9 protein-coding genes are annotated in these 11,573 nt (G+C 73.3%); 4 read left to right on the top strand and 5 right to left on the bottom strand.

Features of this window, described 5'->3' with window-relative positions; genetic code table 11:
* The first annotated feature begins 31 nt into the window (after positions 1-31).
* Genes AC07DA_RS30940 through AC07DA_RS30930 form a run of 3 tightly spaced genes read left to right on the top strand, consistent with a single transcriptional unit; the run spans position 32 to position 3,760 of the window.
* Complete coding sequence (locus AC07DA_RS30940) at positions 32-721, top strand: polysaccharide deacetylase family protein (protein WP_479131552.1); 690 nt, start codon at positions 32-34, stop codon at positions 719-721.
* Position 722: 1 nt separating this feature from the next.
* The gene (locus AC07DA_RS30935) at positions 723-2,660 is read left to right on the top strand and encodes a glycosyltransferase (protein ID WP_479131551.1); all 1,938 of its coding nucleotides are present in this window, start codon (positions 723-725) and stop codon (positions 2,658-2,660) included.
* Positions 2,657-3,760 carry a GNAT family N-acetyltransferase gene (locus AC07DA_RS30930; RefSeq protein WP_479131550.1) on the top strand — a complete coding sequence of 368 codons (1,104 nt, stop codon included), beginning with the start codon at positions 2,657-2,659 and terminating at the stop codon, positions 3,758-3,760. Before AC07DA_RS30935 ends, AC07DA_RS30930 begins: the two co-directional genes overlap by 4 nt.
* Positions 3,761-3,785: 25 nt before the next feature.
* On the opposite strand, the gene AC07DA_RS30925 is transcribed toward AC07DA_RS30930, so the two are convergent.
* Positions 3,786-5,054, bottom strand: a complete 1,269-nt coding sequence (locus tag AC07DA_RS30925; RefSeq protein ID WP_479131548.1) for a glycoside hydrolase family 26 protein — start codon at positions 5,052-5,054, stop codon at positions 3,786-3,788.
* Positions 5,055-5,194: 140 nt separating this feature from the next.
* Here AC07DA_RS30925 and AC07DA_RS30920 point away from each other — a divergent pair, with 140 nt between their 5' ends.
* Positions 5,195-6,499: a carboxylate--amine ligase gene (locus AC07DA_RS30920; protein WP_479131547.1), complete on the top strand. Its 1,305-nt coding sequence runs from the start codon at positions 5,195-5,197 to the stop codon at positions 6,497-6,499.
* Positions 6,500-6,574: 75 nt separating this feature from the next.
* Here the strand turns inward: AC07DA_RS30920 and AC07DA_RS30915 are convergent, their stop codons facing one another.
* The 4 genes from AC07DA_RS30915 to AC07DA_RS30900 all read right to left on the bottom strand — a co-directional run bounded on the left by AC07DA_RS30915 (position 6,575) and on the right by AC07DA_RS30900 (position 11,429).
* Entirely contained in the window at positions 6,575-7,378 is an 804-nt protein-coding gene (locus AC07DA_RS30915) for a chaplin (protein WP_479131586.1), read from the bottom strand.
* A 113-nt stretch (positions 7,379-7,491) separates the two neighbouring features.
* Positions 7,492-7,719 carry a chaplin gene (locus AC07DA_RS30910; protein WP_479131546.1) on the bottom strand — a complete coding sequence of 76 codons (228 nt, stop codon included), beginning with the start codon at positions 7,717-7,719 and terminating at the stop codon, positions 7,492-7,494.
* 182 nt (positions 7,720-7,901) lie between these two features.
* Positions 7,902-9,827: an AMP-dependent synthetase/ligase gene (locus AC07DA_RS30905; protein ID WP_479131545.1), complete on the bottom strand. Its 1,926-nt coding sequence runs from the start codon at positions 9,825-9,827 to the stop codon at positions 7,902-7,904.
* A 96-nt stretch (positions 9,828-9,923) separates the two neighbouring features.
* A complete protein-coding gene (locus AC07DA_RS30900; protein ID WP_479131544.1) occupies positions 9,924-11,429 on the bottom strand; it encodes a vWA domain-containing protein in 1,506 nt (501 codons plus the stop codon).
* Positions 11,430-11,573 lie beyond the last annotated feature (144 nt).

The raw sequence follows: 11,573 nt of genomic DNA, 5'->3' as shown, positions 1-11,573 counted from the left end.
CGTCCGCCCGCCCCGCGTCCCGTGGATCGCGATGTACCACTCCGTGGGTGACCGCTCCGACGACCCCTATCGCGTCACGGTCACGCCCGGCCGCCTGAGCGCGCAGCTGGGCTGGCTGCACCGGCGCGGGTTGCGCGGAGTGTCCGTGGCCGAGTTGCTGGCCGCGCGGGCGCGCGGTGAGGGCCGCGGTCTCGTCGGCCTGACGTTCGATGACGGGTACGCCGACTTCGTCACGCACGCCCTGCCACTGCTGAACAAGTGGGGCTGCACAGCGACCCTGTTCGTGCTGCCGGGCCGGCTGGGCGGTGACAACGTCTGGGACCGGCCGGGCCCCAGCAAGCCGCTCCTGACCGCGGACGGCATCCGGCACGCCGCCGCCGAGGGCGTGGAAATCGGCTCTCACGGCCTGACCCACGTCGACCTGACCGAGGCGGACGACTCCGTGCTGCGGGCAGAGGTCGCCGGGAGCAGGGCTCGGCTCGCTGAGCTGACGGGCACTGCGGTCACCGGGTTCTGCTACCCGTACGGCACCGTCGACCGGCGCGTCGCCGATGCCGTACGGCAGGCCGGGTACGGCTACGGCTGTGCCATCGACCCCGGTGAGCTTTCGGGGCCGTACGCGCTGCCCAGAGTGCACGTCGGGGAGGCCGACACGGCCGTGCGGCTGTGGCTGAAACGAGGGCTGCACCGGTGGCGGCGGCATGCGGCCGAGGGGGTGTGAGATGCGGGTCCTGCACGTCATCACCGGGCTCGGCACCGGCGGAGCCGAGCAGCAACTGCGGTTGCTGCTGCGGTCTCTGCCGGTCGACTGCGACGTCGTCACGCTCACCGAGCCAGGGGCGGTCGCCGCAGGACTGACGAGCGACGGGGTGCGCGTGGTCCATCTCGGCATGACCGGCAACCGGGACCTGTCCGCCCTGCCCCGTCTGGTGCGCCTGATCCGCGACGGCGGCTACGACCTGGTCCATACCCACCTGTACCGGGCTTGCTTGTACGGCCGGGTCGCCGCACGGCTGGCCGGCGTCCGCGCGGTCGTCGCCACCGAGCACTCCCTCGGCGACACCCGGATGGAGGGACGCCCGCTGACCGCGGGCGTACGCGCCCTCTACCTGGCCGGGGAGCGCCTGGGCAGCATCACCGTGGCCGTCTCCCCCACCGTCGCCGGCCGGCTGCGGCGCTGGGGCGTGCCCGCGCCGCGCATCGAGGTCGTCCCCAACGGCATCGACCTGGACCGCTTCCGCTTCGACCCGGTACGGCGGCGGCGCACCCGGCACCGGCTGGGGCTGCCCGACGAGGCGTACGTCGTCGGCGGCATCGGCCGGCTCGTGCCCGGCAAGCGGTTCGACGTGCTGGTCCGCGCCCTGGCCCGGCTTCCCCAGGACTACTGGCTGCTGTTGGTCGGTGGAGGCCCCGAGGAACATTCCCTTCGAGGCATCGCCCGTGAGGCGGGGGTCGCCGACCGGGTGCTGCTCACCGGGGAACGCCCCTACCTCCCGGGCGGCACCCCCGGTCCCGACCTGCCGTCACTGACGTCCGCGATGGACGTGCTCGCCTCCCCGTCGCCCGAGGAGGCGTTCGGGCTGGCGGCCGTGGAAGGGCTCGCGTCCGGGCTGCCCGTGCTGTACGCCTCCTGCCCGGCGATCGAGGACCTGCCCCCGCACACCGCGCCGTCCGCCCGGCGCGTCCAGGGAGAAGAGGGGGAGTTCGCGCGTGCCCTGGCCGAGGTCCGTGCCGCCGGCCCCGCCCCGCGCGACCACCCGCCGGACGCCGCCCGCCACTACTGCATCACCCGCAGCGCCGCGCAGCTGATGGACGTGTACGCCGCCGTCCTCACCCCCCGTGCCGGCCCCGTCATCCGTACCCCAGGGAGTCAGTTCCGCATGACAGAGAGCAGGACACAGCACAGGTCCGGCAGCCGGACCGAGACAGTGACCGGTGACCGGGCCGACGGACGGGCGCCCGCTCTCCGCGGCCCGGCCGCGGCGCTGGCCCGGGCCGGAGCCCGCGTCAGGGACCGGGCCCGGTCCCGTCCGGCCTCGTCGGTGCTGGTCGTGGGCGTCCTCGCCGGTGCCCTGGCCGGGGGTGGCTACGGCTTGGTCCGCACGCCGCAGTACACGGCCACGAGCTACGTCGTCGCCGTACCGGCCAAGGGCAGTGACCCGGCGTCCGCGCTGGGTTTCGCCCAGGCCTACGGCCGGGTCGCCTCACAGCTCGCGGTGCTCGGTGATGCCCAGGTGTGGGCCGGGGTGCCGGCCGCGACACTGAAGGAGAGCGTGCGAACGGCCACCTCGCCGGACGCGCCGATGGTTGCGGTCACCGCCACCTCCGCCCGCCCGGACGTCGCCGCCGACATGGCCAACGCCGTCTCCCGGGCACTGACCCGGCACGCCGCCGACACGACGGACGCCACCCGGGTCGGGCTCCGGCAGTTCGCCCGCGCCACCGAGCCCGCAGAGCCGTCATCACTGTCCGCCGGGCTGACCGGCCTGATCGGGGCGAGCGCCGGCGGTCTGCTGGGCGCGCTCGGCCTGCTGGTCCGGCCGCGCCGGGCCGCGGACGGCTCCGGCCGCCCGGCCGCCGTACCCGGCCCGTCCTCCGCCCCGCCTACCGCCCCGCCCTCTCCTTCCGTGCCCGCCGCCGACGTCCGCGGACAGCTATGACGTACCAGGCCGAACTCGTCACCGACGAGCGGGACTTCGCCGCGCTGGGTACCGAGTGGGGACGGCTGCACCGTCGGTGCGGGGCGGCGACCCCGTTCCAGAGCCACGCCTGGCTGCACTCGTGGTGGCTGTCGTACGGCAGGCCCGGCCGGTTGCGGTTGCTCGTGGTCCGCGACGGGCCCGCCCTGGTCGCCGCTGCCCCGCTGATGCGGGTACGGCGGCCGGTGCCGGCGCTGGTACCGCTCGGCGGGACGATCTCCGACTACGGGGACGTCCTGGTGGACGACGAGCGCGGCGAGGCCGCGGTGACCGCGCTCACCGACGCGCTGTCCGCCGCCGCCCGCACCGCCCTCATCGACCTGCGTGAGGTACGGCCGGGCGGCGCCGCCGAGCGCGTGTACGTCCGCTGGCGCGGCCCCCGGTGCCGGGTGGAGGACTCCCCGTGCCTGGAGCTGCCCGCCGTCCCCATGGACGACCTGGTCGCCCGGCTGCCCGCCGCCAAGTCCCAGCAGCGGGCCCGCGCCAAGCTGCGCCGGCTGCACGCGCTCGGCATCAAGAGCCGCCCTGTCCTGCCCGGCGAGGCCGAGGCGGCGGTGAGGCGGTTGCTGGAGCTGCACCGGTTGCAGTGGCAGGGACGGAAGGTGACCGGTGAGCACCTCCGGACGCCGTTCCGTGAGCACCTGATCCGGTCGGCGAGTGCGATGGTGTGCTCCGGGGAGGCGGTCGTCACCGAGTTCCGGCTGGACGACGAGGTGCTGGCCGTCGATCTGACGCTGCTGTCGCCGCTGCTGGCGGGCGGTTACCTGTACGGCGTCCATCCCCGGCTGCGCGACCACAAGGCGGATGTCGCGGCGATGGTGCTCGAAGCCTGCACCGGGCACAGCCTGGCACCCGGGCGCGACACGCTGAGCCTGCTGCGCGGTGACGAACCGTACAAACACCACTGGCGGCCCCGCAGGGTGGTCAACCAGCGTCTGCTGCTGGCCCGGCGGCGCACCCTCCCGCTGCTGGCGACGGCGATCGGTGACGTCACCGCGCGCCGCCGGGGCAAGGAGCTGCTGCGGCGGCTGAAGGAGCGCGACGGTGACGGCGGGACCTGAGCGGGCCGGCCACCACCGTGCGCCACTAGCGGATACCCGGCAGCCGGCCCAGGCGCAGACACAGCCTGTCGCCCAGCCACTGCTCGATCCAGTCGCCGAGGTCCAGCCGCCTGCAGCCGACCGGCGGCTCGGGCACGGTCGGATGCGGCGTCGGCACCGGTACGGGCGGGGTGCCGGGCTGGTCGGTGCGGCCGAAGAGCACGGACCGGTACACCTGGGACGAGCGGGGATTGTCGGAACACTGCCACACTCCGTGCGGGCAGTAGTCGGTCAACGTGTTGTACAGCGGCTTGTGCTCGTCCATCCACGCGAGCATGCGCCGCATGTACTCGGCGTTGTCACCATTGCGGAACAGTCCCCATTCGGGGTAGGCGAGGGGCTTGCCGTGTGCCCGGGCGAAGTCGACGTGCGCCTGAAGTCCGTAGGGCTCCGTCACCTGCTCGTCGAAGGGCATGCCGCGCGGCTGGTCGTAGGAGTCCATTCCGATGATGTCGACCGTGTCGTCGCCCGGATAGCACTCCGTCCAGGGAACGGCGTCCCGGCCGCGGCTGGGTGTGAAGTCGAACCTGAACCTCTGCCCCGGCACCGCGCGCATGGTGGTGACGATCCGGTTCCAGTATGCCTTCCACGCCCCCGGGTCGGGGGCGCAGCGGTGGGTGTACGTGGTGCCGTTCATCTCCCAGCCCAGCACCAGCACGGTGTCCGGCACTCCCAGCCCGACCAGCCGCTCGGCCAGGGCCCGGAAGTGGTGGTCGAACCGTCCGGTCGCGCCCGCCCGCAGCAGCTCGCGCACCTCGTGGTCCGGGACGCCCTCCTCGTTGCGTTCCAGCATGGGCACGTTGAGGACGAACAGCCGGTCGGCCTCGCGGGTCCGCCAGCGGGCCCACGCCTCGAGGAATCCAGGCGCGCCCGCGATGTTGCTCCAGCGGTCGCCGGGCAGGTAGGTGTGGCCGACGCGCAGCTCGGCCCCGCCCAGCCATCGGCTCAGCTCGGCCATCCGGGTCACGCCGCGGGGGCCGTAGTCCAGGTAGGCACCGAAAGCCGGTGCTTCGGGGAGAGACGGCCGGGTCGAATCGGCCGGTGCTTCCGAGGCCGGCGGTGACGTCGGAGCTGACGGCGCTTCAGGGGCGGCCGGCGATGAGGAGACTGAGGGTACTGGTGGGGGTAGCGGTGCTGGTGGGTCGACCGGCCCGGCGGCTCGTACGGGGCCCGCCGCCAGCGCGACCGACACCGCGACCGCCGTCGTCACGAGCCCCGGCCGCCGCATCCGCGCCCACGGCTGCTGTGGTGACATGCGGACTCTCTTCCTGTTGTCCGTTTGTTTGTTTTTCTCACTTCTTCGCACTCCCTTTTGACAGTCAGTCACATGGAAATCCGGTACGCCACCGGTGCTACGGCTTCCGAGTATTCCGCCGAACTGAAAGAAGCAATTCCGTGCCGTCTTTCGACACCCGCGTCCCCGCCGTCGTCCTGCGGATCGACCCCAACCCCTTCCACCACGGCACCCTGGGCGCCGTGCGCTCCCTCGGCCGGGCGGGTGTGGAGGTGCACGTCGTCGCCGACTGCGCGAACAGCCCGGTCGGTGCCTCCCGCTACATCCGTCTGCTGCACACCCCGCCGCAGCCCGGCGCATCCCCACGAGACATCGCGAGGGTGCTCCGCCGCGTCGCGGACCGGATCGCGCGGCCCGCCGTCCTGGTGCCGATGGACGACGCGAGCGCGATCGCGGTGAGCCGGACCCGTGCGGAGCTGTCCTCGCGTTACCTCCTGCCGGAGCTGCCCGGTCCGCTGCCCGAGAGCGTGGCCGACAAGGCCGGACTGGCCGCGGTGTGCGCGGCCCTCGGCGTGCCGCATCCGGTGACGGTGGTCCCGGACAGCGCGGCCGAGGCCGTACGCGCCGTGGAAGTGCTGGGATCGCCGGTGGTCGCGAAGTGGAGCCGCCCCTGGCTGCTGCCTCCCGGCAGCGGACTGCGCAGCACCCGGCTCGTGCGCTCCGCGCAGCAGGCCCGGGAACTGTACGCGCGGACCGGGGAGGCGGGGGGCCGACTGCTGTTGCAGGCGTTCCTGCCCCCGGGGCCGGACGGGGACTGGTTCTTCCACGCGTACGCCGACCGCCACGGCGTTCTGCGCGCGGGCGGCACCGGCCGGAAGACGCACGCCCGGCCGCGCGGTGCCGGCCTGACCGCGGTCGGCCGCTGGGCACCGGACCCGGGGGTGCGGGCACTCGCCGAACGGGTCGTGGACGAGCTGGGCTACCGCGGTGTCCTCGACCTCGACTTCCGCCGCTGCGGCAGCACCGGCCGTTATCACCTGCTCGACTTCAACCCGCGCCCCGGCGCCCAGTTCCGGCTGTTCACCGACACCGCCGGGCTGGACGTCGTACGGGCTCTGCACCTCGATCTGACCCGCCGTCCCGTGCCGACGGGGGCGGCCGTGCCGGGGCGGATGTTCGTGGTGGAGAACTACGCCCCGCTGACCGCGCTGCGCCCGGCACCCGCAGGCCGGGAGAGGGCCTGGCACGCCCGGGACGACCGGGGCCCCGGCCAGGTGCTGTGGGGACTGTGGGGCCGCCATGCGACCGGACGGCTGGTGCAACGGCTACGGCGACAGGGCACGGCGGGAAACGACACGGAGGACGCCCATGCGGTGCGGCGGGCGGCGGCCGGGCGGCTGCCGCACCAGGCCGACCCGGCGGACCCGGTCGGCCTCGGCAACGGTGAACACGCGGTCAGTCGTTGAGCAGCGGCGCCGGAACACGGCTCCGCCCCCGGTCGGGCTGACATCGCCGGTCGGGGGCGGGGGAAGGTGGTGACGCTACCGGTGGGCGGCGCGGCTGCGGCGGTACAGCAGCGCGCCACCGCCGATCAGCGTGGCACCCGCGGCGGCGGCGGCCAGCATGCCGTCACTGCCGGTCCGCGGCAGGGACGGCTGGTTCCCGGCCTCAGCGGGCGGTGCGCTCCTGTCATCGGCGGGCGGCGAGGTCTCCTTCTCGCCCGCCGGCGCGGGCTTGGTCTCGTCCGCCGGCGCAGGCTTGGTCTCGTCCGCCGGCGCAGGCTTCTTCCCGCCCGCCGGCGCAGGCTTCTCCCCGCCCTTCGGCGGCGGTGTGTGGCCGGGCGCCCCGTCGTCACCATAGCCGCCCTGCTCGCAGCGGTTGCCGGCCACCGGGTTGAGCGCGCCGACGACGTTGACGGTGTTGCCGCAGGCCTGCACCGGTGCGTTGACCGGCATCTGGACGACGTTGCCGGAGCCGATCCCGTACGAGCCCTCGGTCCGGCCGTCCGATGCGGAGCCGGAGCGGTCGTCCTCGCCGTACCCGGAGTCGTCCTGCGCGCCGTATCCCCCGTCCTCGTCCGCGCCGTATCCGCCACCGTACGAGTCCCGGTCGTGCCCGTGCTCATCCGAGTCGGGCCCGCACTTGTTACCGAAGGACGGGTTGAGCGCGGCGCCCACGTCGACGGTGTTGCCGCAGGCCTGCACCGGTGCGTTGACCGGCACCTGGACTACGTTGCCTGACACGGCACCCGCGGAGCTCTTGGTGACTGCGTCCGCCTGCGTGCCGGCCAGAGCCGGGTTGCCGCACAAGGACAGGACACCCGTCGCGGCGGCTGCCGCGACCATTCCCCTGCTCAAGGTCTGTCGCAATTCCGTGATCTTCCTGTGGGTAGATGGGGAAAGCCGGCCTTGGCGCCAACCGGGTCGCCCAAGACCGGCTGTGACACAGCCGGACGGCGTCAGCCGTTCTCGCACTCGTTGCCGGACGCCGGGTTCGCAGCGCCGATGATGTCCACGGTGTTGCCACACACGCTGACCGGAACGGACACCGGAATCTGGACGACGTTGCCGGAGAAGTCACCCTCCGCGTCGACGGCCGCCGCCTTGGTGCCCGCGTCGGCGAAGGCCGGCGTGCCCATGCCCAGGGCCATGATCGCGCCCGTGACGAGAGCAGCACTCTTCTTCATGTGGTGTCCCTTCTGCGGTCATGCCCGGGTGACGGCCGAAGCCGAGCGAGCACAGTTCGACGGCTCGCACCATGACCCGCGGCCTGCAAACGAGAAGATGACGGCCCGGGAAACTACGGGACGGGCGACTTCGGGTAATTCACCCGAATGCACCGTCTGTTTCACCGGAAGGGAATTCCGAGTTACCGGCCGGTGCCGTACAGCGCCTCGATCTCCTTCGCGTACGCGGCCGTCGCCGCCTGCCGTTTTACCTTCAGGGACGGAGTGAGCAGTCCGTTCTCCTCGGTGAAGTCCCCCTCGACGAGGGCGAAGGCGCGGATCGACTCGGCGCGTGAGACGGCCTCGTTGGCGTGGTCCACGGCCTTCTGGACGTCGGCGCGCAGGTCCTCGTCGTGGACGAGCTCGGACAGCGGGGTGCCGGCGGGCCGTTTGCGGACCGCGAGCCAGTGGGCGAGGGCGTCGGGGTCGAGGGTGATCAGGGCGGCGACGTAGGGGCGGTTGTCGCCGACGACGAGGCACTGGCCGACGGGCGGGCGGCTGCGCAGGCGGTCCTCCAGGACGGCCGGGGAGACGTTCTTGCCGCCGGTGGTGACGAGGATGTCCTTCTTGCGGCCGGTGATGGTGAGGTAGCCGTCCTCGTCGAGGGAGCCGAGGTCGCCGGTGGCGAACCAGCCGTCGTCCAGGACCTCGCCGGTCGCGGCCGGGTTGTTCCAGTAGGCGGTGAAGACGATGCCGCCCCTGATGAGGACCTCGCCGTCGTCGGCGATGCGGACGGCGGTGCCCGGGACCGGCAGGCCGACCGTGCCGGGGCGGGGCGCCAGGGGCGGGACGATGGTGGCGGCGGCGGTCGTCTCGGTGAGGCCGTACCCCTCGTAGATCAGGATGCCGGCCGCGTAGAAGAAGAGGTTGAGTTCGCGGTCCAGGGGGCTGCCGCCGCTGATGGCGTAGCGCAGGCGGCCGCCGAGTTCCTTGCGGATGCGGCGGTAGACCAGCAGGTCGTACAGGGCGTGGGCGGCGCGCAGGCCCGGGCCCGGTCCCTTGCCGCGGCCCAGGAACTCGTTCATGTGGGCCTCGCCGAAGCGGACGGCGACGCGGTGCGCGCGGTCGAAGGAGGCACCGCGCCCGAGCTTCTCGGCGGTGGCGCGGCCGGTGTCGTGGATCTTCTCGAAGAGGTACGGCACGCCGACCAGGAAGGTCGGGCGGAACGCGCGCAGGGCCGGGCGGAGTTCGTCCGGCTTGATGCTCGGGCAGTGGCCCACCTCGATGCGGCCCATCAGGCAGGCGATCTGCAGGGTCCGGCCGAGGATGTGGGCGAGCGGCAGGAAGAGGAGCGTCGAGGCCGTCTCGCCGGTGACCTCCTTGAACATGGGGTGCAGCAACTCGACGGTGCTGGCGGCCTCGGCGTGCAGGTTGGCGTGGGTGAGGACGCAGCCCTTGGGGCGGCCGGTGGTGCCGGAGGTGTAGCACAGGGTCGCGGTCGTGTCGGGGGTCAGGGCGGCGCGGCGCTTGGTGACCTCTTCGTCCGACACGTCCCGGCCGAGGGCGGTGAGGTCGTCGAGGGCGCCGCCGTCGAGCTGCCAGACGCGCGGGGGCTCGGGGTGGGCGGCCGTGGCGGTCAGGACCGTCCCGGCGTTGGCGGCGGTCTCGGTGACCACGTGGCGGGCGCCCGAGTCGCGGACGATCCACTCGGCCTGGTCGGCCGAGGACGTGGGGTAGACCGGGACGCTCTGGCCGCCGGCGGACCAGATCGCGAAGTCCAGGACCGTCCACTCGTAGCGGGTGCGGGACATCACCGCGACACGGCCGCCCGGTTCGACGCCGGCCGCGATCAGGCCCTTGGCCACGGCGGTGACCTCCCGGGCGAAGGCCGCCGCCGTGACGGGCTGCCAGCTGCCGTGGCGTTCGCGGCGCAGCACCACGGCCTCGGGGGCCTCGGCCGCGTTGGTGTACGGGATGTCGGCGATGCTGCCGGTCGCCGGGCTGGGGACGAGGGGCGCCACACGGGCCTCGCGGACGACGCCGCGTTCGTCCCGCACGGTCTCGGCCCTCGTGCGGAGCGCCAGGTCGGTGCGCTGCTTCGCCCGTTTCAGATCCTTGCGTACGCCCATGACGGCTCCCGGTCGCGGATGGGGCTGACGTGCTGCCGTACTTACTTACTGCGTAGTAAACTTACTCGCGCGTAAGGATAGGTCAATGGGCCGGGGTCAGGTCAGGCGGCGTGCGGTGTCGATCGCCTCGGCCAGACGGCGGAGCTCCTCGTCCTCCGTGCGGTCCGCCAAGTCGTCGGCGCGCTCGGCCAGTTCGCCGAGACGTGGGGCACCCGGCACGGAGGGCCCGTCGTAGCCGAGGGCGCCGGCGAAGTAGGCGGCCGTGGCGGCGGTCCTCAGACCCCGGTTCGCGCTCCAGACGGAGTCGTCCAGGGCGCCGGTCTCCAGGTCGCCGGTCTCCTCGTGCGGGGCGCGGGTGGCGGGGTCGAGCCAGCGGACCGTGGCGGTGGCGAGGTGGCCCTCGGCGCCGGGTCCGGTGCGCACGGCGTACAGCGCGGTGACGGTGTGGCCGGGGCCGACCTCGCCGCCGTCGACGCGGTCGTCGCGGAAGTCCTCGTCGGCGACCCGGCGGTTGTCGTAGCCGATCAGCCGGAACTCCTCGACCGTCTCCGGGTCGAAGGCCACCTGGGCCTTGGCGTCGCGGGCGGTGAGGTCGACGTGGCGCGGGAGTTCCTCGCAGAAGACCTCGCGGGCCTCGTCCTCGTCGGACACGTAGACGGTGTGTCCGTCGCCCTGGTCGGCGAGGCGTTCCATGAGGGCGTCGCCGTAGTCGCTGCCGACGCCGACGCCGAAGAGGGTGATGCCGTGCTCGCGGCGTTCGCCCTCGATCTTCTCCAGGATCGTGCCGGCGTCGGTGTCGCCGGTGTTGGCGAGGGCGTCGGAGACCAGCACGACCCGGTTGGTGGCGCCCTCGCGCAGGCCCTCCACGGCCGTCTCGTAGCCGGTCTCGACGCCGGCGCCGAGGTTGGTGGAGTTCTGGACGTCCAGGTCGTCGATGGCGTCCTTCACCTCGTCGCGGTCGCCGCCCAGGCGGGTCATGGGCAGGACGGTCTCGGCCTCGTCGCTGAAGGTGACCAGCGCGACCGAGTCGTCGTCGCGCAGCCGGTCCGTCATCACGGACAGGGACTTCTTCGCGAGGTCCAGGCGGCCCGGTTCGGCCATGGAGCCGGAGACGTCGAGCACGAAGGTGAGGGCGGCGGGCGGGCGTTCGCCGGTGCGTCCGGTGGCACGGGTGGCGAGGCCGACGCGGACCAGGGACCAGTCCCCGTCGTCGGTGCGGGCGCCGTCGACGGTCACCGAGAAGCCGTCGCCGCCGGGCCGTTCGTAGTCCTGGCGGAAGCTGTTGACGAACTCCTCGGGGCGGACGGTCGAGGGGTCGGGCAGCCGGCCGTCGGCGAGGGCGCGGCGGGCGTAGTCGTAGGAGGCGGTGTCCACGTCGAGGGCGAAGGTGGAGAGGTGGCCGGGGTCTTCGCGGACGTCGTCCCGCTCGCTCGTGCCGTCCTCGTCGCCGTGGGCGGGTGCCGGTTCGCCCGCGCCGTACCCGGGGCGGTCGGCTGCCTTGCCGACGTCGCCGGCGTCTCCGCTCCCGCTGCACGCGGTGAGCAGCAGTCCGCTCGCCGCCGTGAGGGCGAGCAGCAGTCGTCGTGTCCGGAAACGGTCCATCGTCCTTACCCCCTGCGTCCGTTGACGTCGGCTTCTTGCGACTGTGACGGGGCAGGGGGCCCGAACGTGCGGCACGGGGCGTTGCGGAAGCGTCTCGAAGCGGCCACGGGGACGGCCCGCCGAGACCGGTGGGTGATCCTCCGG

This window comes from Streptomyces sp. NPDC044921, from assembly GCF_056432865.1.
The sequence above is the reverse complement of the archived record's forward strand: the minus strand, read 5'-3'. Positions and strand labels throughout refer to the sequence as shown.

Bases quoted from the DNA above. Each gene is read 5' to 3' on its own strand.
- AC07DA_RS30940 (WP_479131552.1), top strand. From the start codon at position 32: ATGTACCACTCCGTGGGTGACCGCTCCGACGACCCCTATCGCGTCACG.
- AC07DA_RS30935 (WP_479131551.1), top strand. From the start codon at position 723: ATGCGGGTCCTGCACGTCATCACCGGGCTCGGCACCGGCGGAGCCGAG.
- AC07DA_RS30930 (WP_479131550.1), top strand. From the start codon at position 2,657: ATGACGTACCAGGCCGAACTCGTCACCGACGAGCGGGACTTCGCCGCG.
- AC07DA_RS30925 (WP_479131548.1), bottom strand. From the start codon at position 5,054: ATGTCACCACAGCAGCCGTGGGCGCGGATGCGGCGGCCGGGGCTCGTG.
- AC07DA_RS30915 (WP_479131586.1), bottom strand. From the start codon at position 7,378: ATGGTCGCGGCAGCCGCCGCGACGGGTGTCCTGTCCTTGTGCGGCAAC.
- AC07DA_RS30910 (WP_479131546.1), bottom strand. From the start codon at position 7,719: ATGAAGAAGAGTGCTGCTCTCGTCACGGGCGCGATCATGGCCCTGGGC.
- AC07DA_RS30905 (WP_479131545.1), bottom strand. From the start codon at position 9,827: ATGGGCGTACGCAAGGATCTGAAACGGGCGAAGCAGCGCACCGACCTG.
- AC07DA_RS30900 (WP_479131544.1), bottom strand. From the start codon at position 11,429: ATGGACCGTTTCCGGACACGACGACTGCTGCTCGCCCTCACGGCGGCG.